General features: G+C 32.4%; 24 protein-coding genes, 2 pseudogenes and 1 other annotated feature. Of the genes and pseudogenes, 8 read left to right on the plus strand and 18 right to left on the minus strand.

Annotation, left to right across the window (positions count from 1 at the left end; translation table 11 throughout):
- Positions 1-6 precede the first annotated feature (6 nt).
- Positions 7-1,308, minus strand: coding sequence for a PTS sugar transporter subunit IIC (locus tag CPG45_RS04130; RefSeq protein ID WP_096230755.1), 1,302 nt, complete (start codon positions 1,306-1,308; stop codon positions 7-9).
- A gap of 225 nt (positions 1,309-1,533) precedes the next feature.
- On the opposite strand from CPG45_RS04130, the gene CPG45_RS04135 reads away from it, so the two are divergent.
- Entirely contained in the window at positions 1,534-3,018 is a 1,485-nt protein-coding gene (locus tag CPG45_RS04135) for an ISLre2 family transposase (protein ID WP_096230756.1), read from the plus strand.
- Between the two features lie 282 nt (positions 3,019-3,300).
- Here CPG45_RS04135 and CPG45_RS04140 read toward each other — a convergent pair whose 3' ends face one another.
- From CPG45_RS04140 to CPG45_RS04155, 4 genes are all read right to left on the minus strand, one after another.
- Positions 3,301-3,600: a PTS sugar transporter subunit IIB gene (locus tag CPG45_RS04140; RefSeq protein WP_096230757.1), complete on the minus strand. Its 300-nt coding sequence runs from the start codon at positions 3,598-3,600 to the stop codon at positions 3,301-3,303.
- A gap of 87 nt (positions 3,601-3,687) precedes the next feature.
- Positions 3,688-4,017, minus strand: coding sequence for a PTS lactose/cellobiose transporter subunit IIA (locus tag CPG45_RS04145; protein ID WP_096230758.1), 330 nt, complete (start codon positions 4,015-4,017; stop codon positions 3,688-3,690).
- A gap of 217 nt (positions 4,018-4,234) precedes the next feature.
- Positions 4,235-6,937, minus strand: a complete 2,703-nt coding sequence (locus CPG45_RS04150) for a sigma-54-dependent transcriptional regulator (protein WP_096230759.1) — start codon at positions 6,935-6,937, stop codon at positions 4,235-4,237.
- 339 nt (positions 6,938-7,276) lie between these two features.
- A complete protein-coding gene (locus CPG45_RS04155) occupies positions 7,277-7,447 on the minus strand; it encodes a hypothetical protein (protein WP_172856471.1) in 171 nt (56 codons plus the stop codon).
- Positions 7,448-7,779: 332 nt separating this feature from the next.
- Here CPG45_RS04155 and CPG45_RS04160 point away from each other — a divergent pair, with 332 nt between their 5' ends.
- Positions 7,780-8,052 carry an MFS transporter gene (locus CPG45_RS04160; protein ID WP_096230761.1) on the plus strand — a complete coding sequence of 91 codons (273 nt, stop codon included), beginning with the start codon at positions 7,780-7,782 and terminating at the stop codon, positions 8,050-8,052.
- Positions 8,053-8,479: 427 nt separating this feature from the next.
- Here the strand turns inward: CPG45_RS04160 and CPG45_RS04165 are convergent, their stop codons facing one another.
- The 5 genes from CPG45_RS04165 to CPG45_RS04185 all read right to left on the minus strand — a co-directional run bounded on the left by CPG45_RS04165 (position 8,480) and on the right by CPG45_RS04185 (position 14,706).
- Entirely contained in the window at positions 8,480-10,102 is a 1,623-nt protein-coding gene (locus CPG45_RS04165; RefSeq protein ID WP_096230762.1) for a peptide ABC transporter substrate-binding protein, read from the minus strand.
- A gap of 166 nt (positions 10,103-10,268) precedes the next feature.
- A complete protein-coding gene (locus tag CPG45_RS04170; RefSeq protein WP_096230763.1) occupies positions 10,269-11,909 on the minus strand; it encodes a peptide ABC transporter substrate-binding protein in 1,641 nt (546 codons plus the stop codon).
- Positions 11,910-12,126: 217 nt separating this feature from the next.
- Positions 12,127-12,741: a DUF47 domain-containing protein gene (locus tag CPG45_RS04175; protein WP_096230764.1), complete on the minus strand. Its 615-nt coding sequence runs from the start codon at positions 12,739-12,741 to the stop codon at positions 12,127-12,129.
- Between the two features lie 13 nt (positions 12,742-12,754).
- Complete coding sequence (locus CPG45_RS04180) at positions 12,755-13,753, minus strand: inorganic phosphate transporter (RefSeq protein ID WP_096230765.1); 999 nt, start codon at positions 13,751-13,753, stop codon at positions 12,755-12,757.
- An 80-nt stretch (positions 13,754-13,833) separates the two neighbouring features.
- Positions 13,834-14,706, minus strand: coding sequence for an aldose epimerase family protein (locus tag CPG45_RS04185; protein WP_096230766.1), 873 nt, complete (start codon positions 14,704-14,706; stop codon positions 13,834-13,836).
- Positions 14,707-14,844: 138 nt separating this feature from the next.
- Here CPG45_RS04185 and tlp point away from each other — a divergent pair, with 138 nt between their 5' ends.
- Positions 14,845-15,114 (plus strand): small acid-soluble spore protein Tlp, encoded by a 270-nt coding sequence (gene tlp / locus CPG45_RS04190; RefSeq protein WP_096230767.1) that lies wholly within the window; start codon positions 14,845-14,847, stop codon positions 15,112-15,114.
- A gap of 30 nt (positions 15,115-15,144) precedes the next feature.
- Here tlp and CPG45_RS04195 read toward each other — a convergent pair whose 3' ends face one another.
- From CPG45_RS04195 to CPG45_RS04215, 5 genes are all read right to left on the minus strand, one after another.
- Positions 15,145-15,354 carry a hypothetical protein gene (locus CPG45_RS04195; protein ID WP_096230768.1) on the minus strand — a complete coding sequence of 70 codons (210 nt, stop codon included), beginning with the start codon at positions 15,352-15,354 and terminating at the stop codon, positions 15,145-15,147.
- A 74-nt stretch (positions 15,355-15,428) separates the two neighbouring features.
- On the minus strand, positions 15,429-15,752 hold the full coding sequence (locus CPG45_RS04200; RefSeq protein ID WP_096230769.1) for an AzlD domain-containing protein: 324 nt from the start codon (positions 15,750-15,752) through the stop codon (positions 15,429-15,431).
- Positions 15,734-16,435, minus strand: coding sequence for an AzlC family ABC transporter permease (locus tag CPG45_RS04205; protein WP_096230770.1), 702 nt, complete (start codon positions 16,433-16,435; stop codon positions 15,734-15,736). The genes CPG45_RS04200 and CPG45_RS04205 overlap by 19 nt, the downstream gene beginning before the upstream one ends.
- An 85-nt stretch (positions 16,436-16,520) precedes the next feature.
- Positions 16,521-18,965, minus strand: coding sequence for a leucine--tRNA ligase (leuS, locus tag CPG45_RS04210; protein ID WP_096230771.1), 2,445 nt, complete (start codon positions 18,963-18,965; stop codon positions 16,521-16,523).
- Between the two features lie 45 nt (positions 18,966-19,010).
- Positions 19,011-19,214, minus strand: a binding site (T-box leader).
- 753 nt (positions 19,215-19,967) lie between these two features.
- Positions 19,968-20,369: an arsenate reductase ArsC gene (locus CPG45_RS04215; RefSeq protein WP_096230772.1), complete on the minus strand. Its 402-nt coding sequence runs from the start codon at positions 20,367-20,369 to the stop codon at positions 19,968-19,970.
- A gap of 487 nt (positions 20,370-20,856) precedes the next feature.
- On the opposite strand from CPG45_RS04215, the gene modA reads away from it, so the two are divergent.
- From modA to CPG45_RS17350, 5 genes and pseudogenes are all read left to right on the plus strand, one after another.
- A complete protein-coding gene (modA, locus tag CPG45_RS04220) occupies positions 20,857-21,669 on the plus strand; it encodes a molybdate ABC transporter substrate-binding protein (protein ID WP_157732328.1) in 813 nt (270 codons plus the stop codon).
- A 27-nt stretch (positions 21,670-21,696) separates the two neighbouring features.
- Entirely contained in the window at positions 21,697-22,377 is a 681-nt protein-coding gene (modB, locus tag CPG45_RS04225; protein ID WP_096230774.1) for a molybdate ABC transporter permease subunit, read from the plus strand.
- 53 nt (positions 22,378-22,430) lie between these two features.
- On the plus strand, positions 22,431-22,703 hold the full coding sequence (locus tag CPG45_RS04230) for a hypothetical protein (RefSeq protein WP_096230775.1): 273 nt from the start codon (positions 22,431-22,433) through the stop codon (positions 22,701-22,703).
- Positions 22,704-22,875: 172 nt separating this feature from the next.
- Positions 22,876-23,166: pseudogene (locus CPG45_RS18140) on the plus strand (ATP-binding cassette domain-containing protein); the annotation flags it as partial.
- 6 nt (positions 23,167-23,172) lie between these two features.
- Entirely contained in the window at positions 23,173-23,415 is a 243-nt protein-coding gene (locus CPG45_RS17350; RefSeq protein ID WP_231968997.1) for a hypothetical protein, read from the plus strand.
- 144 nt (positions 23,416-23,559) lie between these two features.
- Here the strand turns inward: CPG45_RS17350 and CPG45_RS18435 are convergent.
- From CPG45_RS18435 to CPG45_RS04245, 3 genes and pseudogenes are all read right to left on the minus strand, one after another.
- Positions 23,560-23,709: pseudogene (locus CPG45_RS18435) on the minus strand (alpha-amylase family glycosyl hydrolase); the annotation flags it as partial.
- A gap of 309 nt (positions 23,710-24,018) precedes the next feature.
- Complete coding sequence (locus CPG45_RS04240) at positions 24,019-24,765, minus strand: ABC transporter permease (protein WP_096230776.1); 747 nt, start codon at positions 24,763-24,765, stop codon at positions 24,019-24,021.
- Positions 24,762-25,490 (minus strand): ABC transporter ATP-binding protein, encoded by a 729-nt coding sequence (locus tag CPG45_RS04245; protein ID WP_096230777.1) that lies wholly within the window; start codon positions 25,488-25,490, stop codon positions 24,762-24,764. The genes CPG45_RS04240 and CPG45_RS04245 overlap by 4 nt, the downstream gene beginning before the upstream one ends.
- Positions 25,491-25,616 lie beyond the last annotated feature (126 nt).

A 25,616-nucleotide genomic window follows, 5' to 3' on the forward strand; every position in this document is an offset into this window, starting at 1 on the left:
TTCTTCCTATTCGTATTTTGCTTCTTCTAAAGCAGCAGCTTTTTCTTTAGCAACTAATTGCCTCTCATAAATCTTAAAGAATGGATACCAAACAATCGCAGAAGGAATCAACATTAAATAATCCCAAATTGCATTTTGCCATCTTAATGTCCCCAGATAATTGCCAAACCCCATCGGAAGCAAAGAAAATATAGGTATCCATTGAGGTTGTAAGAAGCCAAATTTATACCCAAGATATGTGCAAAGCATAACAACAGGGATATTTAATACATATGGAATGCAAAGAATAGGATTGTACATTATTGGCATACCAAATGTAACAGGTTCGTTAATATTAAACCATCCAGGAACAAGGGCAATTTTTGAAACAGCACAGATTTGTTTCGATTTTGATTTTAATCCCATTAGCACAAGCGGTAAAGTATTGCCTGTACCACCAGCAATTGATATTGCACCAAATAATACAACAGGATAGAATACCAATGGTTTACCAGCTTGATGTAACGCAGCATTTGAAACTGCTGCCTGAATAAGTAAAGGAAAAACTACTGAGAATACAATCATGCTGCCATGAATTCCAAAGCACCATAACAATGCGGCAAAAATGCCGAGGATAAACATACCTGGAACTGAAATCAAAACATTTAATGGAATTCCTAATACTTTCATAAATCCAGAAGGCACATTGTAAGCTCCTCCAGTAGCTGCTGAAACAATCGTAGAAACTGTCAAGAAGAAAATAACACTAAATAATAATGGTAAAATTGATGCAAAACCGTCTTGTAGGAATTGAGGTACAACATCAGGCATTTTTATGCGAATATTCTTATCAGCACAGAATTTTTCAATATGCACAGATATAAACACAACCGCAAAACCAATAAACATGCCTTGAGCACCAAGATAAGTCATATCAATGCCTGTAATTCCTTGTTTATTTGTAATTAAAGTTCCAGATACCAATAGAAAGCTTACCAATGCATCAACAGCATTCATTATAGGGGATTTCATTTTTAAATTTTTAGCATAATTATATGCTAGTATTGCAACAACCCACAATGATAAAGAATTCATTGTGAATTGATACGGTAGATAGAGAATTGAATAAATTTTACTCTTTGTGCTAAAAAGGTTTAACATGCTTTCGCTGCCTACCGCAGAAAGAATTTGGAATATAGCACCAACCATGATAATACCCGTTAACGACATCATGGCACCTTGTAATGCAGTTAAAAACTTATTTCGTCCTAGCTTTTGGCCAAAGTCCTGAAGTTTAATCATAAATTTGCTTTCTAATAAATGTTCCATTATACCACTCCTTTTCATATAATTTATTTTTGCATTTGTAAAACCCTATAATAATTTAAACACGGGTTTTACTATATTTATAAAGGATTAACCCTTAGTGTATAATTTTAGTAGGCGGTAAAAAATAGAAAAAGGAAGGCATCCAAAAGATACCTTCCATTCACATGAATCATCCGCTATAATGTTTAAATAGAAAAAACAAAAAAGCGTTATAGAGGTGATTACATGCTAGAAATAAGTTTAAACGAAAATGAAATAAATTTCAAGGATTTAGAAGTAGAAATTTACAAATTAGTCTGCGAAGAAGCTTGTAAAATAATGGCTCAAATCCTTATGAAAATAGATGATATGCTACTAGAAAAAAGGGACAAAAAAGAATATAGGTGTAAAGGTAAAAAGCATACAAACGTAAAGACAATTATGGGCACTGTTGAATTTGATAAAAGAATTTATGGACATATAAATAGTGAAGGTAAAAAGGAATATGTTTATCTTTTAGATGAGTATTTAAAAATGGATACAATAGGGCATATATCAACAAATCTTATTGAAAAAGTTGTAGAAAATGTAACAGAAATATCATATAGAGAAGCAGCGAAAAATATAGAATCATTAACAAATCAAAGCATAAGCCATACAACTGCATGGAATATAATACAAAAGATTGGAGAGAAAATAGCGGAATTAGAAAAACAAGATATAAAACTATTCAAAGAAAACAAATTAAGAGGAGAAAAAGAAACAAAAATGTTATTTCAAGAAATGGATGGATTATGGTTATCTATGCAAGGCAAAGATAGACCAAAAGGCAAAAAAAGCAGAGGGAAGAAAGAAATAAAATTAGCAGTAGCATACGACGGATGGGTAAAAAGAAGCCCAGGAAGTAATGAATATATAACACATAATAAAATAGCATGTGCAGGATTTGCAAGCAGCAAAGAATTTAAAGAATTAGTAGATGCAACGATAGCAAAAGAATACAACATAGACGAAATAGAAATAAAGATAATAAATGGGGATGGAGCAAGTTGGATTAAAGAAAGCTTGGGAGAAGAAGGAGTATATTTTCAATTAGATCCATTTCATAAAAGCCAAGCAGTAATAAGGAATGTAGAGAACAAAAAAGATGCCCGCAAATTAATGAAAATGCTAGATGAAGGAAAAGCAGAAGAAAGCCTAGAATACATAGCAAAATTAATGATAGAGCAAAAAGATGATGAAAAGCAAATGAAGAAATTAGAAAAACTATATAGCTATTTAGTAGCCAATAAAGAAGGGATAAAACCATACCAAAAGAGAGAAGAAATAAAAATACCAGAAGCCCCAGAAGGAATAGAATACAAACATTTAGGAACAATGGAAAACAATATATTTGACACATTAGCAAGCAGAATGAATGCAGGAAAAATGAGTTGGACAGAAAAAGGTGCAAACAATTTAGCAAAGATATTAGCCTTAAAGACAAGTGGAAAACTTTATAGTGTAGTAGAAACATACTTCAATGTTATAATATCAAAAGAAAAATTAACAGAGATAAAAGAAGAAATAAAACTATCAGCAGCGGATGTAAACAAAAAGCAGAAAAAAGCAAAAACATATCGCATACAAAGAGGCGGTATGCCGTTTGAAGGTTGTGCAATGACAAACAGTCGAAAAGCAATAAGAGAAATACTCAGATACAAATGTTTAAGTGAATTAAAAGTCATATAAAAGGCGCAATATGAAGATAAGAATGGAGTAAAAACAATTGCACGAAAATTCACAATACATTAAACATTATGCGGATAAAATTTGAAGAAAAAAATTTGCCAACAACTACTTGACACAAACCGATTAACCTCCAATTTTGACATTTAATATATAATGTGTTATATTAACACATAGGAGACATAGGAGGTATCCTTATAAAACAAGCTTTTAATAACCATTTTACGTTTTTTATGATAATTTTATATTGTGCATGTCTTTTTCTTTTTTTGCTTCAAATTTAATCTATTTTTTTGAATATAGGTCTTTAGCTAACTTCATAATATTAGGGCAGTTTCCAACAGCATAATCAAATGATGGAATTGCAGCACATGGCAAACCTGTATTTTCTTTTATTTCTTGTAAACGATATGATACTTGAGGACCAACTAGAATTATATCATAATTTTGATATACATCTTGATACTCTCCCAATCCTACTGCCTTAATATCAAGTTCTTCCCCAGCCTGCTTCCAATAGCTCTCCATCTTTTTCATTAAAATGCTTGTTGACATCCCGCCAGCGCATACTAATAAAATTTTCATACTTTTCTCCTCCTTTTTACTAACTTACAAATTTTTTAATATTTGTCATCTATAAACATATTTATCATGATATTTTTGAATAGTTAATTACTTTACCTTTTCATAACTATATAGTTTTTTGTAAAGGAATATAATTTCTTTAATAAGTTCGTACGCAAGCATACTTGTCATAAAATGGTCTTGCGCATGCACAAGCAATACATTAATTTCTTGTTTCTCGCCGTTAGCCTCCTTAAATAGCAACTCAGTTTGAGCTTTGTGAGCTACATGTGCTACTTCTTCTGATTTAGATAATAATTCTTCCGCTTTCTCAAAATTTCCTGCTTTAGCTTCATTTAATGCTTGAAATGCAAAAGAACGTGCATCTCCTGAGTTTGCAATGATTGTCATCGATACCAAGCTGATTTCGTCATCCATATATTATCCCTCGCTTTCTTAGAAAAGTAATGTTTCTTAAGTCAAAATCACTATCAAAAATATTTCAATAATGATTTCTTTGCTTTTTATTCATGCAAAAATCATGCCAAATTAAAATTAGGTATGTTATTGCAATATCAGTAAGCCTTTTCACTTATTAATGTTTATGTGTATTAATCTGTATCGCTTGTAACCGTAATCAATACACTTATGTGTATTAAAGTGAAAAAACTATCATCATTATGCTAACGTATTCGTCATCTGATAAAGTCACGTTAAATGCTTCGTTTACAGGTTTTATGGAATTTTTTATCATTTCGTATTTTGATGCGTTGTCTTCTATGATTGATTTGCAATTTTTTATCCGTATTAATTCTCCACCTTTTAATACACGTTCTATTGCACAAGCCAGATGCAGTATTAACCCGATTATTTTATCGTTGTCGAGACTTACTTTGTTTTCCGCGATGTTTAGGTAAAATTCTTTAAAAGCATTGATGTATTTATCTGCATCAATATCTACGTTTTCTGCGATTATCTCTTTCATGTTGTTTATGGTGTCCAGTGCGTCTCTTGAATCAATCATAGCCTTTAAAGAACATAATTTTCGATTGTCAAATATATCAGTAGTTGAAATGTATTTAAGTGTATCATCGCCTGGGTCAAAAGCACTTACTACAGCTAATATGTTTTTCTCCCTTTTTATATTTTGCAGTTTTCGTTTAAACTCTCTTTTATCCTCTATATTTAGAGGTATGATATCAATTCCTGCTGATTTTAAATCAAGTTTTTTTTCTAAAATAGATTTCAATTTTAAAGCAGTACCTTCGCCTGTTATACAAGCAGTTATTATGACGTCATTTTTAAAACCATTTTGTATCTCAAAATTATCCTTATATATTCTTCCTATATACGGACTTAGATTTAACGCAGAATCGTATACTTCATCAAGAGTTGCATTTAATAAGGCTTTTCTTCCGGCTTCTAACACCATAGGTGTAGATGCCATTTCAACCGTCTTGACTGGAATACCTGTTTTCTCGTAGACCATGTCTCCAAAGAATACTAATGAGCCCATATCTACAAGCAGCAGTACACCTTTACCTTTATTTGTCTTCCTAATTAAATCGCATAAATTATTAAACGCAATTTCAGGTTTTTGATCGAGGGGCATATTGTACCCAATGACAAAATTTTCTCCCAACAATCTATTTGAAACATCTGTTATAGACGTAGCTGTCGATTCTCCATGCATTGCAACTATTACAGTTACTTTTTCGTCATCTTTTTCTTGCCTTATATCAAGGCAGAGAAACATCGTTATAAAACCTACTTCATCTTCTGGTATGACAATGTTAAACTCTTTCTCAATTGAATCTTTTAATTCCTTAGAAACTTTAAATTCGTCCCTGTATATCCTTTTTATATCATCTAATTGATGATTTTCTATTTTCTTTCCGCTTAATATCCTCTCAATGGAGCTTGCAACGTGCATAGAAAGTCCATACAGAGTTTTTTCACTGAAATCCCTCTTTAATATTTTTCTTGCATGATTCAGAAAATTATCCACAATATCGACAATCCTTTTGTCAACAACTTTATAAAGCTCTTCCAAATTATATCTTTTTGCTTCGTTAATATATCTTTTTAAATATGTTTCAATATCGAGACTCATAATAAGCTTTATATCATTTTCACTTATGCCCTTTTCCTCTAAAGACCTTCTCTTTTCTTCTAGAGCTTCATAAAAATTAAATGTCTTGCTGTTATCCGATGTAATAACAGTTTTTTGTTCTGTGGAAAATCTTATTTTATCATCTTTAATAAATTTATCTATATCATTTTTTTCTTCCTTATACTTAAAAAGACCTCTTCTTATATACTGCGGAAGGTCCTCTGTGTGTATACATACATCATTATCCCTGTTCATCATGAATCCAAGATACGCTTTAGCGGAGCATAATTTAATGTCACTTTTTAATTGACCAATATTATTTGGACAATCATACAATAAAAGTGCTTTTAGGGCATTTGGTGTAACAAGGATATCATTTTTAATGACAGATGCTTCTTCTATTATAAAGCTTTTAATAATATCATATCTTTCATCATATGTCCTTTCCTTCAATGATGGAAGATTTATCACCATTGGAATACGCCTAGTAAATGTCTTTAGAAGTATGGATTCTACATTTTCAGTTGTCGCACATATTATAAGAACATCTACCTTATGCTGTATATCTGTTTCGCCTAAGTGTCTAAACATCCCTTTGTCGATTAAGTAAAACAACATTTCTTGCCCTTCTGGTGGCAGCCTATGGACTTCATCGAGAAATAATATCCCTTTATCCGCTTTTTCTACTATTCCAACTTTGTCTCTATCCGCACCAGTGTACGCCCCTTTTTTCACTCCAAATAGCTGTGCCATAAGAAGCTGCGGATTATTTGCATAATCTGCGCAATTAAACGTTATAAACGGTGCATTTGCCTTAAGCCTTCCTATCTCTTTAGCGTATTCATACATTATCTCAGCAAACATTGACTTACCTGTACCTGTCTCTCCCAAGATAAGTGTATGAAGGCCATGTGGAGGATACATTATGGCTGCTTTAGCTTGTTGAACAGCATTTTTAAGACTTAAATTATAACCTATTATCTTATTGAATACATCTTTATCTATTAGCTCATCATTTTTATTCAAATCATCAAATTTTATACTATATAGAACAGGTTTCCCTTCAATTTTATTTATTTTTCCATTCTTAAATAACTTGTTTAAATCACTAGACGCATTTGTTCTCTGTATGTTAAGTGCATTAGCTAAGTCTATAGCAGAACATCCTGATATTTTTCCTTCATTTTTTAATTGTTTTAAACAAATTTCTCTCAGCTTATCGTAAACCTTATCAATCCTCTTCATAAAAAATACCCCCTACAAAAGGTATTATATCATAAATTAATACACATTGAAACACATTATTGATTTTTGTTAGTGTCAAGTAGTTGTTGGCAAATTCTTTTATGTCAATATCATCCATCTAATGTTTAGTATGTTATAAGTTTTCATGCAATTTCTTTTGCATTATTCTTCATACGTCTTGTAACTTCTTTAGTAATTTTCCTCATTTATATAATTTTTTAATTCACTTATACACCTGTTCCTTAGCATTTCTCTTATTACTTTTCTACAATTTTTCATTGAGCATCCTTCAAATGGCATTCTACCCTTATGTTCATGGTATATTTTCGATTTTTTGGGCTATATATTTAAATCTGCTGCCGATAGTTTAATTTCTTCTTTTATTTCTTTTAATTTTTCTTCTGGTAATATTCCGTTAAAGTACGTGGCTATTACATTATAAAGCTTCCCACTTACTTTTAATGCTAACATCTTTGACAAATTGTTTACTCCTTTTTCTGGCCAGCTCATCTTGCGTCCTTTCATCCTTTGCACCAATATATCGCATACATTATGCTCCATAATACCTAAATGCCTGTATACTACCCCTTCAGGTGGCTCAGGTAGTTTTATGTCCTCTCTTAAGTGATATAGTTTTAAACCACTTTTATTGGTTACTAAAAGTTTTTAAGTCTTTTAATTTTGCTTTTTTCTTTTCATAATCCTTTTGCTTTATTATAAGTTTTGTTATGTATTCGTGGATTTAAAGTATCGTTGCTCCTTGGCTCTACATTTGTTGTAGCATTGATTGTCATAGGATTTTGGAGTATGATTGCTAATAAAAAAGGATCTAAATATAACAATTGATAATATCATCACTGTTTTATGCAGTTGCACTTATACCGCTTTGGTTCTCAAATACTTTTACATCTGCTGTTCTTTCAACAGCTTTTCTTGGTATAGGTCTTTCTGGAATACTCCTCCTCGATGTATTTATTTCTGATGTTGTTGATGAAGATGAACTAAGAACAGGTGCTAGAAGAGAAGGCATATACTTCGGCATCAATGGATTTATGATAAGACTTGGAATATCTGCTCAGTCGGCTTATAATAGGTTTTATATTAAATACGACTGAATATAATGAAAATTTGCCATTCGATTCTCAGCCTCCTTCGGCTTTATTTGGTATAAAAATTATTATAACATTAACCCCACTCATTTCCATTTTTATAACAATATTTTTCTTCTCAAAATACCCACTTTACGGTAAAAGATTATCAGATGTCAAAGAACAAGTTGCTATGCGGCATGCAGAAAGAAATAAAGAATTAGTAAAAATATTAATTAATGGAACAGTTCGAAATGAAACCGTCTCTTTTTAATGTCTTTTATTAATTTTCTTAATTTAATAAGAAGCTAATTTTTATGAGATAAAGTTCATTGGAGGCACTGCACTATTCCTTATTATATGATACTTTATGAAAAAAAAGTTTTTGTAATTGGAAATAAAATAAAAAAGGGATATAAGTTGACTTTATATCCCTTTTATTATTTTTCAAAACCTATTTTTCTATATATACCCATTTCCATTCGTCAGATACGCCGACCGGATGTCTTACATATCCTTTCACATAATCCTTTTGTACATACGATGTTGATGAATAATAAATTGGTGCAACCGACATTGCGTCAATAAAGATTTTTTCAGCCTTCTTCATGTCATCCATACGCAATTTAGCATCTGGAGTAGATTTAGCCTCGTTTATTAATTTATCATATTCAGGATCTGAAAAACCAGAGTCATTATTTCCTCCATTTGTAACCCACATGTCAAGAAATGTCATAGGATCATTGTAGTCTGCAATCCAATCATCTATAGCCATATCGTATTGTTTATTTTTAAGCCTTTGAAGCCTAACTTTAAATGCCATACTTTGTATTTCGACATCGACTCCAAGGTTCTTTTTCCAAAACTCTTGTAATGCCTGCGCTAACTTTTTGCCGGAATCAGAATCACTAGCTAAAAGTGTAATCTTAGGCAATTTTGTTATATTAAGTTCCTTCATGCCTTCATTTAATAATTCTTTCGCTTTATTTGTATCCTCGCTAAATAGGTCACCAACTTCTTTTCTGTATTCGTCTTTTTCACCCGGTATGCCCTTTGGAACTATGCCATATGCTGGTGAAGAACCATCTTTAAGTACATTGTCCGCAAGCTCTTTCCTATTTATCGCCAAACTAAATGCCCTTCTAATATTTGCATTTTTAAATATCGGATTTGTATTATTTAATGCTACAAAATAAACCTCGCCATTTGGAGCATATTTTACTTGTCCTTTATATTTGTCAATATAATCACCTGTTACACCTATTTCGTCATATTTTCCGGTGTCGTAATTTTGTGCCAAGGTATTTAAGTCTTTCACTATATCAAGGTCTATTTCACTCAATTTAACATTATTTTTGTCCCAGTAATTTTCGTTTTTTACCAATGTTAGATTTTGTTCATGGTTCCATTCTTTTAATTTAAAGGGTCCACTAAACACCATATTATCTGGGCTTGATGCTAATTTATCACCGACTTTTTCTACAAATGATTTCTCAACAGGAAGATATGTGATAAATGATGTCAGCCCTAAAAAATATGGTGTAGGCATCTCGAGTGTAACTTGTAATGTTTTAGAGTCAAGTGCTTTAACACCGACATCATCAGCAGATGCTTTACCTGAATTATATTTCTCTGCATTTTTAATAGGATACAAAATATAAGCATATTCTGATGCAGTCTTTGGATCTAATGCTCTTTTCCATGAATATTCAAAGTCTTGTGCTGTTATAGGATTTCCATCACTCCACTTGATATTATCCTTTAAATGAAAGGTATATATAAGTTTGTCCGGAGAGATTGTCCAATCCTTGGCTAAACCTGAGCCATTTTCCACTTTTCCGTCTTTATCTATTCTTACTAATCCTTCTAATACTGCATTTAAAATCTTAAATGATGTCATATCTGTTGCTCTTTGTGGATCTAACATAGGTGGATCATTTGCAAGGCTTAAATGTAGCACCTGCTTGACATTTGAATTGGTGTTTGTCGTCGATATGTCTTTAGCGCTTTTGCCACACCCTGTTAATAAAATTGATAACACTAAAATAGCAATTAAAGTTCGCGTAACAAAACGCATAATACAGCCTCCTCTTTATTTATTGGTTTTTTAAATTATATTAAGTTTGTTTATTTAAATATAAAAATAAGGGCATTCCTTTATAACAGAGTGCCCCTTTGCACGAAATTTACATTTGGTATCGGGACTATATAAAATTATGCCCCATAAAATTAGTTACTAATCTTTACTTTTCTATATATGTCCATTTCCAATCGCTATCAACACCTACTGGATGTCTAACCCATCCTTTTACATAATCCTGCTGCACATATGCAGTTGCAGAGTAGAATAAAGGACCAACAGGCATGTCATTCATTAAAATTTTTTCCGCTTCCCTCATTTTATCCATGCGCAATTTGTTATCATTTGTAATCTTTGCTTCTTTTATTAATTTATCATATTGTGGATTTGAATATTTTACATTATTGTTACCAGCATCTGTTGTCCAGAGGTCTAAAAATGTCATAGGATCATTGTAGTCCGCTCCCCATCTTGTAAGACAAACATCATACTGCTGTTTTGAAAACATCTGAAGTCTAACTTTATATGCAACATTTTGTATTGTGACCTCTACACCAAGATTATCCTTCCAAAACTGCTGTATTGCTTGTGCCTCTTTTTTTGCCACATCTGTATCATCTGTAAGTAATGTTATCTTAGGTAATTTTGTTATATTTAATTCATTCATTCCTTTTTGAAGGAGTATTTTTGCTTCTTTGGAATCCTCTTTAAAAAGATTTTCACCTGCTTCTTTTCTGAATTCTCCATTTAAACCGGTTATACCATTCGGCACAAATGCATATGCAGGTATAGAACCATCTTTTAATACATTATCAGCAAATGCTTTTCTATTAATAGCAATAGTAAATGCCTTTCTTATATTTGCATTTTTAAATACCGAATTTAAATTGTTAAAACCAAGAAAATACGTAAATCCGTTTGGATGTGTTTGTACTTTATCTTTGTATTTGGCGACATAATCACCACTTATATTGATTTCATCATACTGACCTGAGTCATAACTCTGTGCCGCTGTATTTAAATCTTTTATCATGTCAAAATCAATCTCATCTAATTTAACATTATCTTTATCCCAATATTTATCATTCTTAACGATAACTATATTCTGCTCATGATTCCATGTCTTTAGTACAAATGGACCGCTGTATACCAAATTTTCCGGGCTTGATGCTAATTTATCACCAACTTTTTCAACAAAAGACTTTTCAACAGGCAAATATGTAATAAAAGCAGTCAAGCTTAAGAAATATGGCGTAGGTTCCTGCAACTCAACTTTCAATGTTTTATCATCCAAGGCTTTTACACCGACAGAGTCTGCACTTGCTTTTCCCGAATTATACGCTTCGGCATTTTTTATTGGGTACATGATATAAGCATATTCCGATGCTGTTTTTGGATCAAGTGCTCTCTTCCATGAATATTCAAAATCCTGTGCTGTTATTGGATTTCCATCACTCCACTTAATATCATCTTTTAAATGGAAAGTATATGTAAGTCCATCTGGTGAAACTTCCCAATCTTTAGCAAGCCCTGAACCTTTTTTAGCCTTTTCATTTGAATCCAATCTTACTAAACCTTCAAGTACAGCATTAAGTATTTGAAAAGAAACGCCATCTGTTGATTTTTGAGGATCAAGCATTGGTGGTTCTTCTCCAAGATTTAAATGCAGTACCTTTTTATCAGATTTTTGTGAAGTCTGTCCTGTTTGATTTGATGATACTTTAGTACCATTATTACCGCAACCTGCTAAAACGCTTGTTATTAAAATAATTAATGCAAGAAAGCAAACCAAATATTTCTTCATGTGTGTTCCCCCCATGTACAATTCATTAAAATTATATCATCATATGAATATTAATTCAAAGAAAATTGTTTGCTTTATTAATAATTTTTAATAATTACATATAATTTACTATAACGTTATCTAAATATCCTTTATCATAAACTAAAAATCATAAATTTAAAAGGCACACAATTATACATGTATGCCTTATGAATTGGTGTGCACTCATTATTTGTCTTTATATATCCTTAACAAGTATATGACCAAGTATGTCACCTGCTAAATCCATTTTATCTGCACAATTGCTTAAATGCCTATATATTTCACGCATTTTTAGGATGTATTTAATGTCATCCTTCTTTAACAGCTCTGCAAGGTATTTTCTGTAGTATGATTCCATCTCATTTTCAAGCTTTTTAGCCTTCAGAGCACATTCCATTGACAATTTTTTATCTTTATCAAGATTATATACACTTTTATTGATCAGTTCTGTACCTTTATATATAACATCTATCATTTCTTTAAGTTCCTCTGTTGGTTTAAGTTCATATATTTCCATCTCCTTAACAGTCGTTTCGCAGTAATCAAGTATATTGTCAATCGCACTTGATAGTGCATAAATATCTTCTCTTTCAAAAGGTGTAATGAATGTGCTGTCAAGTTCATCAATAAGCTCTTTTCTCTTTCTATCTGCTAATTTTTCTATTTGTATTACATTATTTCCGTCCTCTTCCGTACCAGTTTTCATAAACGTGACAAGTGCCTGTACACCTTTTAATGTCAAATCAGAATGTTCCTGCAGGAGTTTATAAAAATCGACGCCTTTTGAAAATAGCCAACTTAAAATTCCCATTCCAAGACCTCCTTTAAGTGAACTTTACAGCCAGATAAATTAATGATGATACTAAGAATGAAGCCGGTATTGTAACAATCCATGCCATTACCATACTTTTTGCAAATTGCCATCTGACAGCTTTTGGCCTCTCCCCCACACCAACTCCTAATACAGATGAATTTACGATCTGTGTTCCGCTTGTAGGTGCGCCAATTATTGCAGCAGTTATAACGATAAATAAAGAAGACAATTGTGCATTAAACGAATGAAATGGTTTAACTCTGTATATTTTAGTCCCAACACTTTTAATCATCCTGAGTCCTCCAAAAATTAGTCCTGAAGATATCATCAAAGCTGATACAACCTTTGTCCATAACGGCAATTTAAAACTCTGCGTAAATCCTCCAACAAGCATAATAATGGCTATAATACCCATCGCTTTTTGTGCATCATTTGCACCTTGTCCTGCATTTAATATAAATACGGTGATATATTGTAACTTTTTTAAAATTTTATTAATACTCGGTCCCGTCGTTCTTAATATATTACTTGTTATATTCATCACTATATATCCTATTAAAAATCCTATAATTGGTGACAAAAAAAGTGGTAATACAACCTTTATAAAAATTCCATAAATGTTTATGGAATCCACCCCGTATTGAACTATAAATGGCCCTATTATTCCTCCTATCAACGCATGTGAAGAGCTTGATGGTATGCCGAGAAGCCATGTAATTAGGTTCCAGATAACCGCGCCAAGTAGTCCTGCAAATATCATAATATATACATCCCTAGAATTTGTCATTATATATTTATATTTTATTATATCCTTTCCCATAGTCGATGCAACAGTTGTGCCCAATATTACTGTCCCCAAAAATTGTGCTGTTGCTGCTGTAACAAATGCACTTCTAATACTTATAGATCTTGATGATATAATTGTAGCTATAAGATTTCCTTCATCATGAAAACCTGTTATAAAAATATATATAAAAATAAATACAATAACAATATAATATAAAACCATTTTGTCACCTCATTAACAATATGGTACATTATATATGTCGTAATATAACAAAATGTTAATGTACCGTCATTTAAACAGGATTAAACATTATTTATTGAACAGCTGATGCTAAATGTAGCCTTTAAATTCTCGTCTGGTTTTAATATTTGCACATCTTTACCTGTATTCATTGAATCAGGTTTTGCCATCCACGGCTCTAAACATATAAAATCTTTGCCTATTAAAGACCATATAACTACATATTTGAATATGCTATCATAATAGAGTGATATTTTAATATTTCTCTCATTGTCAAAAATACCTGATGTACCGGAAGCATCGCTAAATATAATATTCACTTCAGGCTTCGTAAAATCAAGCTTTCCATTATAATTATGTATTTCCTTGTCAATGGTATCATAATATTGATTTGAATTTATATTAAGCTCAATATTGTTTTTATTCATTATGTAAAAATACGGGTGAAATCCTGCATAAAAAGGCATATCTACATTAGATTTATTTATATAATCTTGAAGTACACTTAATGTTCCATCCTTTAGGCTATATGTATAAATTACATCAAAATCAAATGGATATGCCTTTTTTGTCTCATCATTACTCGAAAATTTTAATGTAATTGACGCAGATTTATCTATATTTCTATCTAATACTTCCCATCTATTTAATCTTGCAATACCATGTTGCCTCATTTTGTATTCATTATTATTTATCCTATACCTTCCATCTGCAAGATAGCCACAAATAGGAAATAATATTGGTATCCCGCCTCTTATATTTTTTTCGGTATCTAATAATGTTTCTCTATCAAGGTATAAGATATCATTACCCTTATAACTAAATCTTGTTATTATGCCGCCACGTTCAGGTACTACTTCAAAAAATGATTCATTATTGACATCGGTTAATTTTATTGTTTCAAATTTATCATTATATTTTTCAAATTTATACAATTTACACACCTCTTAAAATATTTTTCACGCAATTATTTATATTATAAGTTTATATTCTGTTTCTATTTTTTTCAATACATATTATTAAATATACAGTTCAAAATAAATATGAGAAATTATTTTAGGAGTGTGATTATTATGGCTAATCAAAGCGGTCATATTTCAAAGCCTCCAAAACCAGATGACCGTTCAGATAATGTAGGAAAATTACAGGACATGATACACGACACAATTGAAAATTACAGAGAAGCCGAAGATTATTTAAAAGTACATGCAGAAGAATTATCTCCTGAAGAAATTGCGAGAATAAAGGAGAAAAATCGTCACAGGCTTGAAAGCATCCACGGTATGAGGGACGAAATAGTTGACGAAACAGAAGATGGAAATGGTATAAACAAAGATCGTTAATATTAACTTAAGGGCAGTTTTTGAAATTATTCAAAGGCTGCCTAATTCTGTTCTTAAATATTTCATATGTCTTAAAGAACTTTCCGCCATCTCCTTATTGCCAATTCCATCATTAATTTTTGAATAAAGAAGGTATATTCTTGCATCATTTGGATTGGTATCGCAGTTATCTATCATAAGGCCATTTATCGTTTTGCTTAAAAAATATAGGTTTATACCTAATACTGCCTTAATTACCATAATTAATATAAGCACTCCTACTTGATAAAGCAAGTACAATAGCATTTGGAAACTGTTTAATATTATATTTAAACTTATTTAATTATAAATGATATTAATACATAGCTTATAATACCTATAATGACTGGTGAAAATAATTTTCTTGTAAAATATGCAGCAATAATTGTAGGGATGGATGCAAGCAAATATATGTTATGATAGCCTATAAAAAGATGATTGTTCTTCATAAAAATTGCTGGAAATAGCAATGCTGAAAGAACAGCTACAGGAATATATTCGAGAAAAAACTTTATAAATTGTGGTAGTTCTATTTTTGATAATCCATATACAGGCAGAAACCTTGGCATATATGTAACAAGAAACATACCAACTACACCTATTAAGAATTTCGTACCCATTTATCAAGCAAAACCCCCATTCCGGCCCCTATTACGGCGGCAATTATAACATTTATATTTCCGGGAAATATATACATTAAAACTATTGATAAAAAACCTGAAAATATGCTTATAAACATCTTTTTAAACCCGGATATCTGCATCATCAATAGTGCAATATACATTGCAGGCAATGCAAAATCTAATCCAACATTAGCTGAACCATCTATAAACGTGCCAGAGATAGCTCCAATAAATGACGCCGTACACCACGCAGCATATGACATAAAGAATAACTGATAAAAATACCTTTCATCGTAATTATCACTATTTTGTAAATCTGTAATAGCAACAGCATATGTCTCATCCGTTATAAAAAAAGAGAGCAACGGTATATGATTTCTTTTTATCCGCTTCATGTACTGTGAAAGTGATGTACTGTACAGAAAATGCCTTAAATTTACTATAAATATTGTAATGATTAATGTTATCACATTTGTTCCCGCACTAAGAAGGCTTATTGCAATAAACTGTGCGGATCCCGCATAAACAAAAAGCGATAATGCCATAACCTGTGTTATTGAAAAACCGCTTTTAACACCAAGCAGTCCATATGCAAACCCTATAGGCAAATATCCAAGTACAATCGGAAACGCACTTTTAAATCCGCTTATATCTTTCTTGACTTCATTGTCAATTATCATTTATATCACCAATCACTAGTTATTTTATATAGTTAATTGCCAATAACCTAATGTTTAAATCATAGGCAGGGATTCCCCTGCCGAATTACTTCACAACAATATTTACAAGCCTGTTTTTGACGACAATAACTTTCTTTATTTCTTTTCCTTCTACATATGATTTTACATTTTCATCCGATAGTGCGAGGTCCTGTATTTCTTTTTCATTTGCATCTGATGGAACTTCAAGTCTTCCTCTAACTTTGCCATTTACCTGTATCGCAATTTCAACTGTGTCTCTAATAAGAGCTTTTTCATCATATTGAGGCCATCTCTGATTGAATACAGAGTATTCATAACTCATTCTATCCCACATTTCTTCTGAAAAGTGTGGCGCAAATGGTGCCAGTAGCTTTATTAAATCTGTAATTACATCTTCATAGAGCTTTATGTTTTTAGTTTCTACATCTGAATCATACTTATATAATGCATTTACAAGCTCCATAAGTCGTGCAATTGCTGTATTAAATTGAAACTTCTCTGCATCCTCTGTCACACTCTTTATAGTGTAATTTCTTACATAATTAAGTTCTTTTTCATCACTGCCAATGCCACTCTTGCTCGGTTTATCTTTATTTTGCAGGAATTTATCTATAAGTCTTTCAACTCTCATGATAAACCTTGACATAGCTTTAATGCCATCGTCATTCCATGGCCCACCTTCTGTAAATGCAAAACCAAACATGAGGTACATTCTAAACACATCTGAACCGTATTCGTCTATATATTCATCAGGTGATATTGTATTTCCTCTTGATTTACTCATCTTATTTCCATCAGGGCCGAGTATTATACCCTGATGTACCAAAGACTTAAATGGTTCATCAAAGTCAAGATATCCTAGGTCTCTTAAAGCCTTTGTTACAAACCTTGCATATAGGAGATGCATACATGCATGTTCAGCACCACCGATATATTTATCAACAGGCAGCATTTTATCGATCAACTTCTTATTAAATGGCTCTTTATCATTTTTATTGTCAGGATACCTCAAGAAGTACCATGATGAATCGACAAAGGTATCCAGTGTATCAGGATCCCTTAACGCCTTGCCACCGCACTTAGGACATGTCGTATTCATAAACTCGTCACTCTTTTTAAGTGGTGATTCACCATCAGGCGTAAATTTTACATTATATGGCAGCAATACTGGCAAATCTTCTTCAGGAACAGGTACTAATCCACATTGCTCGCAGTGGATAATAGGTATCGGCGCACCCCAATATCTTTGCCTTGATACAAGCCAGTCCCTTAACCTATAGTTTATTTTTAAACTTCCTTTACCCTCTTTCTCAAGCTTTTCAATTATTTTAATCCTTGCATCCTCTGATTTAGTTCCGGTAAATTCTCCGCTGTCTATAAGTTCACCATATTCTACAAATGGCAGGCTATCATCAATATCTCCATTACCCTTTATAACGCGCTTTATTGGCAAATCATATTTCTTAGCAAATTCATAGTCCCTTTCATCATGTGCGGGAACAGCCATTACACAGCCTGTACCATATGTTGCAAGGACATAATCTGCTATCCATATCGGCACTTTTTCACCTGTAATAGGATGTATAGCATAGGCACCTGTGAATACACCGGTTTTTTCTTTCTCCGTTGAAAGCCTTTCTATTTCGCTCTGCTTTCTCGCATATTCTTTATAATCCTCGACATTTCTTCTATATTTTTCTGTCGTAATTTCATCAACTATTTCATTTTCAGGCGCCAAAACAACATATGTTACACCATATAGTGTATCTGCTCTTGTTGTAAATACTTTAAATGATATTTCTTTTCCATCAACTTTAAATTCTATTTCAGCACCATCAGATTTACCTATCCAGTTTCTTTGCATCATCTTTGTCTTTTCAGGCCAATCAAGATCGTCGAGCTTCTCTAAAAGCTCTTCGGCATAATCAGTTATCTTCAAAAACCACTGTGTTAAATCTTTTTTTGTTACTTCACTTCCGCATCTTTCGCATGTGCCTTCGACGACCTGTTCATTAGCAAGAACAGTTTTGCAGCTGGGACACCAATTTACAGGTGCTTTTTTTCTATATGCGAGTCCTTTTTTGTATAATTGAAGAAAGACCCACTGTGTCCATTTATAATACTCTGGAAGGCATGTTACAACTTCGTAATCCCAGTCAAATGTCGCACCCATCTCTTTTAATTGTCTTTCCATTGTCTTTATATTTTGAAGTGTCGAATCCTCTGGATGTATTCCTGTCTTTATCGCATAGTTTTCAGCTGGAAGTCCAAATGCATCAAATCCCATTGGATGAAACACTTCATAACCTTGCATTCTTTTCATTCTTGCCCAAGAATCTGCTGGTCCATAATTATACCAGTGTCCTGCATGTAATTTCGCACCAGATGGGTATGAAAACATCTCAAGGCAGTATAACTTTTTATCAATATTTTTGGGATTAAATTTGTATAACTCCGTTTCCTCCCACTTTTTTTGCCACTTTTTATCAACCTCTCTGGAATATGTCATAATCTCACTCCTATCAATTTTTTAGAATAAAAAAGCCTTTCATCTTCAAGAGACGAAAGACTATACCTTCCGTGGTACCACTCTTATTGACATAAGTCCACTTAAATCCTATAACGGCAGTCACCGTACATACTTTATATTTCAGTATGTATGCTCAATGGCGAGTTCAGCATCGATGGTACCTTTTCACACCTTCCAAAGGCTCTCTTTAACACATCTTATCCTAATACTCCATATCATAGCATTTACTATATATACTTATATAGTATTTTATTACAAAAATATTGTAAATGCAACATAATTATCACTTGATTTTTGGGGGTTGTAATTTATTGATGTGCCTAATTTTCAGAGCACCTTGTATAATGGACTTGTGTCAATAGAGTAGACACAAAAAGTTTAATTTTTTATGCCATTAGAAAAGCAGTTTCATAAACCTCTTGGGGGGGTCTTGTAATTAATAGCTCTATGAATCCTTCTTCGGTTGTACCAAGATTCGATATATTCAAAGACTGCTAATCACACATCATTAAAATCATAGAATTTGTAATGATTAACCTCATAACACCTCCAGTTCCAATTATATAAATAATACAAATATAACACTTATTTTTTCATTCCATTATGGTAATCGGCTTTTTATATATTATTCCTTTATCTACACTTAACCAAGTAAATTAAAAGTCCAGCGGTAAAATACCAAGAGGCGATAAAGCTAAATAAGATGAAAATTCTGAATAAAACCTGAAAAAGGTACAAAAGATAAACCTCTCACAAAAGCCTAACCTACGAATTCCAAAAACTAGGTTCCATCGATCACGAAAAAGCCTCAGATTTCTTCGGGCGATATGTATAGCCGATTGGTCTTAAGTAGTACAAAAAACAAATTAAAATCCCTGTAATAAAAAATAGTACGGCGAATATAAATAAACCGAACTATTTTTTTATATGAACATATTTTAATTTGCTCTTAGGGCATATAAAAAACTAATTTATAAAATTCTATATTTCATTATTTTTTACTTTTAGTATTAGTTCTTTTACTTTTTCTTCTATTATATCTCTCGTTTTTCGGAATTCTTCTATAGGCTTCCCTTTGGGATCATCGAGTCCCCAGTCTTCTCTCAATCTGCATGGAATATATGGGCACTCAACATTGCAACCCATTGTTATAAGAACATCTAATTTATCCGGAATGTCTTTTAACAATTTCGGGTATTGCATGCTTATGTCAATGCCAGCTTCTTTCATAACAAGAATGGCATTCGGATTTATTTCTTCTTCAGGGTGTGTTCCAGCGCTAAAAGATTCAAAAAGTTCACTTCCATAATATTTCATAAATCCCTCTGCCATTTGGCTCCTACATGAATTACCTGTACATACAAAAGCGACTGTTTTTTTCATTAAAGCGCCTCCTAATTTTTTTGCGTGAACTATGTTTTTATATTATATGTTATAAATTATTTAAAGTCAATTATTTTAGTTATATGACTAACCTATAACTAACCGACACAGGCAAATATCAAAAGGGTATTGACATTTTAAATATAGAATAGTATAATAAATTTTAAGGATTAATAATTTAATTTTGAACAGGCATGGAGGCCTATAAATGTTTTAAACGTTTATAGGCCTTAATTTATTAACAATATAGAAAAATATTTATTCTTAATTAGCAAAGGTGCTTATCTACATAGATAGGCACCTTTGCTAATGTTTGTCCGGCATGGGCGATAACTTGTCGGTGAAAGTCAGCTATGGACTTTTAGCCAATAACAAGGATGCTTAAAATTTGTACATTAACAACGAAGGATTCTTGTTGCAATGAGAAATCGAAGAAAAGCGGAGATATCGTGAGAAAATGAAATTAATAAAGGGAGGAAAAAATGAGATGAGAAATATAAAATGGATATCTATATTGGTATGTGGATTATTGACTTTATTACTTTTTGGAGGTTGTAGTCAGGAAAAGGCAAATATACCTTCCAATAAAACGGTAAATTCAAAAAATATAATGGTATTTGCAGGAGCAGGACTCACCGATGCACTGCCGGAGATATCAAAAAAATACAGCCAACTTCATCCCGATGTAAAAATTTCTTTCAATTTTGCAGGTCTTGGTACCCTCCAACAGCAGATTGAACAGGGAGCACCCTGTGATATATTATTAGGTCCTGGAGAAAAACAGTGGAATACTTTAAGAAGTGAAAATTTAATTGATAAAGCAACAGAAAAAAAGATTTTATCAGACAAATTGGTTCTTATTACGCCAAAAGATAGCCAGAAAGTAAAAAGCTTTGAGGACCTTGCTTTACCGGAAGTTAATAAAATTGCCATTGGAGATCCTGCTGTCGTACCTGGTGGTGAATGGGCTAAAAAAGCTTTGACAAGCTTAGGACTTTTTGAAAAAGTAAATTCTAAATTTATTCTTGCAAAGGATGTACAGCAAGTCAGAACCTATGTAGAAACAGAAAATGTTGATGCTGGATTTATATGGAAATCAAATGCTACAAATGATAATAAGATTAGGGTTGCTGCAGAAGTACCTGAAAATTCCTGTCCTCCTATTTTCTTTAGAGGAGCAGTTATAAATAACAGCAAAGAAAAAGAAACAGCTCTTGATTTTTTAAACTATCTCAAAGGTCAGGAAGCATCAGAAATTTTCAAAAAATATGGATTTGTACCTTTAGACCAGAAACAATAAATCCAAAGTCAAAAAGAGGTGGGGCAAATGATATATCCTATACTTCTGTCAATAAAAGTAGCCATCATAGCTACTCTTATATCCTTTATAGCTGGTATCTTTTTTTCCCGCCTGTTTTTTATAAAAAACTTTCCCGGAAAAGAAATCATTGAAGCCATCTTTTTTCTCCCAATGGTCTTACCTCCAACTGTTACGGGTTTTATTCTACTTATTCTTTTTGGTAAATATGGACCTTTAGGTTTTCTCATTAGGAAAATATTTAACAGTCAATTACTGTTTACCTGGTGGGCCGCTGTAATTGCTTCTTCCATAGTCGCATTTCCTTTAATGTACCAAAGTGCCAAAGCAGCTTTTGAAAGCGTAGATATAAAGCAGGAGCGGGCTGCTCGTATTTTAGGTGCAAACGAGTTGAGGGTTTTTTGCACTGTTACGATGCCTCTTGCTTGGCCTGGTATTCTATCGGGTATTGTTCTTTCCTTTGCAAGAGCCATTGGTGAGTTTGGAGCAACATTGATGACTGCAGGTAATATTCCAGGCAAGACTCAAACAATTCCTATGGCAATTTATTTTGCAGTGGAAAGTGGGGATTACAAAACTGCTGTCTACTTAGTTGTTGTGATTATCTTATTTTCCTTTGGATTGATTTTTTGGTTGAACTGGTTATCAAGAAAAAAAGTTTTATATTATACAAAAAAAGAAAGACAATAAAAGGTACTAAATCGTGAATTATACATTATTCAATAAAATAAGGGGTATCAGTTATGAGTTTTTATAATAATTTAAAGTCTAAGTTTAGAAAAATCGTTGATGAAAATGGACTATTAAAAGAAAATGTAGAGGTTAAAGCCTGTATACTATCTCCTAAAGATGCCATTGGCGCTACAAAACGTACAGATTATGTCCTTTTAAAGGGTAAAGAAAGACTTATGCAGGCAGAATTTAAAGGTTCTTATGGACAGGCATTTACTGATTTATTAAATGATTTTCATGGTTCTGTTGGAGAGATACTGGAACTTCCACTTAAAAACAATTGAAAATATTTTAAAGGTTCAAAAACCCTTGATCTTTTTGGGGAGAACGGCTGCCGGGACTGCTAAGTTAATGGGATGGGAAAGATTTTGTTCTTAAAGTTGACTTATTGGTTGATAAAGAAATTTTGGTTCTTGTTGGTCTTCAGGATCTGGTAAAACAACTGTTTTAGAATGTATTTCAGGTTTTCATAAGCCGGATTGGGGAGAGATAATATTAGGGGAAAAAATTCTTTTTTCTTCATCGAAGCGAATCAACCTTCCTTCATACAAACGGGGTATTGGATATATATTTCAGGAATATGCGCTTTTTAATCATTTAACAGTAAAAGATAATATTCTTTATGGAATAAAAAATTTATTAAAAGAAGAAAAAGAAAAGCAACTCAATGAAATACTTAAACAATTTGATATATCTCATCTGGCTGAAAGATATCCAGTTCAGCTTTCAGGCGGAGAAAGACAGCGGGTAGCTATGGCAAGAACACTTATAACAAAGCCTCATTTGTTATTGCTGGATGAACCCCTTTCAGCTATGGACAGGAAGCTAAGGGAAAGGCTGCGTAAAGAAATAAAAGAACTTCATGGACAGTGGAATATACCTTTTGTATTGGTTACACACTGCCGATGTGAAGCAGAGCTTGGTGATAAAGTTTTTAAAGCTGAAAAAGGTGAAGACAAAGGAGAAACCATAATGCGGTTTTATCAAAGTGCTTGACGGGCAATACGGTTGAAATATATTCTTTTTATTTATATTTAGACACGGAACCTTAAAAATTGACAGCTTTAAAAACTCTAAAAAAGCAACAATTAATAAATTCACCATGTATGAAGAAAACTTGAAATAAAAAGGATTAAATTGAAGGTATTTGCTGTATCTATTAAAGTAAATACTCGCTTGTTTTATTGAATACACCGTCCAGTATAACTTTTATTCTTCTTTTGTGAGCATCCTCCATGAGTTTTTTAATACATCGATTGTGCCCAACATTGGATCTATTTTAGAATAATTTGCTATAGAGCTTTCAATTGCTGAACAGGTAGATTTATTAAGCCTTATCCGTACAAGTATTTACTACAAACCATTACCGTCATCCGAAGAAGAGGGCTGCAAAAATTAGAAAAGAAATTAAAAAGACTGCAAAGACATCCTCCTTCAAACAAAAAGAAAGACAGTAATAACAGAGAGAAAGTAAAAAAAGTTAACAAAGTTGAATGAAAAAGTAGCAAACCATAGGTAAATTTTCCCTTGATACAAACTTCTTAAAAAGTTTTACTTTATATTTTTATTTTGCGTCAACAGCAATGTCCCATGGCAACCTTATGACACAAGCTGATGATTTCTCGTAAAGAAGCGTGTATATGATAAGAAAGCCACGGTAAAACATGCGATTGCTGTCGTTGATGCCAACATAAATGTCACCATTATTTGATACCTTACCGCATTTACAGGATCGACACCACCAAGTATTAGTCCTGTCATCATTCCAGGTAGTTGTACTATGCCAAGTGTCTTCATATTATCTATTGAAGGCATCATGCCTGTTTTAATCGCAATCTTCAATATTTTTTGAACTGACTGCCTCGAGCTTGCTCCAAGTGATAAATATGTTTCAATCTCATGTCTCCTATTTTTCATCTCATCTTTTAGCCTCGATACTGTTAATCCCGATGAAACCATGGCATTCCCAATAATCATTCCTGATACAGGTATTACTTCCTGTGGTCTGAAATGTATGCTGCCAAACAATAGAAGGACAGCTAATGTGATTGCAGCACCGATTGCTATTGATATCGTTATAAAATAAAATACATATGGTATACCTTTACCTCTTTTTGCTGCATTATTCCCAGCAACGATTATCATAACAAATACCATAGCAAGTGTAAATATTACATTATTTGCCGCGAATATATAATGTAAAATATACCCTACTATTGTTAGCTGGATTACTGCCCTTATAGTGCCAATTATAACCTCTTTTTCAACACCAAGTTTTTGATAATATGATACAAATATTGATATAAGAACAAGGCTTGATGATAATGCTAATGACAATACACTCATGCGACTTCCCCCTTTGTAAGCTTTCCATCTATAAAAAGCTTTGATATCTCGCTCTTCGGATTTGCAAAAAATTCCTTTGTCACACCATATTCCACAAGACATCCGTTATTTATAAATATCGTATAGTCCCCAACACGTTTTGCTTGTTCCATATTATGTGTAATCCACACGATTGTCAGCTTAAGTTTGTCTTTCAAATTCATTATTAGATCCTCTATAATCTGGGTCGACGCTGGATCAAGTGCCGATGTTGGTTCATCAAGCAACAATACTTCTGGCTCGTTTGCCAGCGCCCGAGCAATTGAAATCCTTTGCGCTTCACCGCCTGATAAATCATCAACTTTTCTATTCATATAACTTGCATCAAGTCCGACTATATCTAAATAATGTTTTACATCGATATTATTAATTCCTTTTAACATAGGGCCATATTTAATATTATCAGCAACACTGCCATCGAATAAATATGCTTGCTGAAATACCATTCCAATTCTTCTTCTAAGCTCTATTATGTTAATATCTCTTATGTCAGTATTATCAATTAGAATTCTGCCTTCTGTTGGATCTATTAACCTATTGACAAGTTTAATCAATGTTGACTTTCCTGCACCTGATGGACCTATTATAGTGTGGATATATCCAGCCGGGATTTCCATAGTTATCCCCTTTAGAATTTCATTCTCTGCATCTTTATAACCTACGTTTATAAATTTTATTTCGTTCATTCTAACACCTCTATATAATATTGTAACAGTTGTTACAATATTATATTGTAGTACCTATAATATTAAAAGTCAATAATCATTCTAAACTCATTAATATTTCTATTAACATTTGAAAAAAATAGTGAT

Source organism: Thermoanaerobacterium sp. RBIITD (assembly GCF_900205865.1).
Classification (GTDB): Bacteria; Bacillota; Thermoanaerobacteria; order Thermoanaerobacterales; family Thermoanaerobacteraceae; genus Thermoanaerobacterium.

Coding starts and splice junctions, on each gene's coding strand:
- CPG45_RS04130 (WP_096230755.1), bottom strand. CDS start 1,308: ATGGAACATTTATTAGAAAGCAAATTTATGATTAAACTTCAGGACTTT.
- CPG45_RS04135 (WP_096230756.1), top strand. CDS start 1,534: ATGCTAGAAATAAGTTTAAACGAAAATGAAATAAATTTCAAGGATTTA.
- CPG45_RS04140 (WP_096230757.1), bottom strand. CDS start 3,600: ATGAAAATTTTATTAGTATGCGCTGGCGGGATGTCAACAAGCATTTTA.
- CPG45_RS04145 (WP_096230758.1), bottom strand. CDS start 4,017: ATGGATGACGAAATCAGCTTGGTATCGATGACAATCATTGCAAACTCA.
- CPG45_RS04150 (WP_096230759.1), bottom strand. CDS start 6,937: ATGAAGAGGATTGATAAGGTTTACGATAAGCTGAGAGAAATTTGTTTA.
- CPG45_RS04155 (WP_172856471.1), bottom strand. CDS start 7,447: ATGAGCTGGCCAGAAAAAGGAGTAAACAATTTGTCAAAGATGTTAGCA.
- CPG45_RS04165 (WP_096230762.1), bottom strand. CDS start 10,102: ATGCGTTTTGTTACGCGAACTTTAATTGCTATTTTAGTGTTATCAATT.
- CPG45_RS04170 (WP_096230763.1), bottom strand. CDS start 11,909: ATGAAGAAATATTTGGTTTGCTTTCTTGCATTAATTATTTTAATAACA.
- CPG45_RS04175 (WP_096230764.1), bottom strand. CDS start 12,741: ATGGGAATTTTAAGTTGGCTATTTTCAAAAGGCGTCGATTTTTATAAA.
- CPG45_RS04180 (WP_096230765.1), bottom strand. CDS start 13,753: ATGGTTTTATATTATATTGTTATTGTATTTATTTTTATATATATTTTT.
- tlp (WP_096230767.1), top strand. CDS start 14,845: ATGGCTAATCAAAGCGGTCATATTTCAAAGCCTCCAAAACCAGATGAC.
- CPG45_RS04195 (WP_096230768.1), bottom strand. CDS start 15,354: ATGGTAATTAAGGCAGTATTAGGTATAAACCTATATTTTTTAAGCAAA.
- CPG45_RS04200 (WP_096230769.1), bottom strand. CDS start 15,752: ATGGGTACGAAATTCTTAATAGGTGTAGTTGGTATGTTTCTTGTTACA.
- CPG45_RS04205 (WP_096230770.1), bottom strand. CDS start 16,435: ATGATAATTGACAATGAAGTCAAGAAAGATATAAGCGGATTTAAAAGT.
- leuS (WP_096230771.1), bottom strand. CDS start 18,965: ATGACATATTCCAGAGAGGTTGATAAAAAGTGGCAAAAAAAGTGGGAG.
- CPG45_RS04215 (WP_096230772.1), bottom strand. CDS start 20,369: ATGAAAAAAACAGTCGCTTTTGTATGTACAGGTAATTCATGTAGGAGC.
- modA (WP_157732328.1), top strand. CDS start 20,857: ATGAGAAATATAAAATGGATATCTATATTGGTATGTGGATTATTGACT.
- modB (WP_096230774.1), top strand. CDS start 21,697: ATGATATATCCTATACTTCTGTCAATAAAAGTAGCCATCATAGCTACT.
- CPG45_RS04230 (WP_096230775.1), top strand. CDS start 22,431: ATGAGTTTTTATAATAATTTAAAGTCTAAGTTTAGAAAAATCGTTGAT.
- CPG45_RS17350 (WP_231968997.1), top strand. CDS start 23,173: ATGGCAAGAACACTTATAACAAAGCCTCATTTGTTATTGCTGGATGAA.
- CPG45_RS04240 (WP_096230776.1), bottom strand. CDS start 24,765: ATGAGTGTATTGTCATTAGCATTATCATCAAGCCTTGTTCTTATATCA.
- CPG45_RS04245 (WP_096230777.1), bottom strand. CDS start 25,490: ATGAACGAAATAAAATTTATAAACGTAGGTTATAAAGATGCAGAGAAT.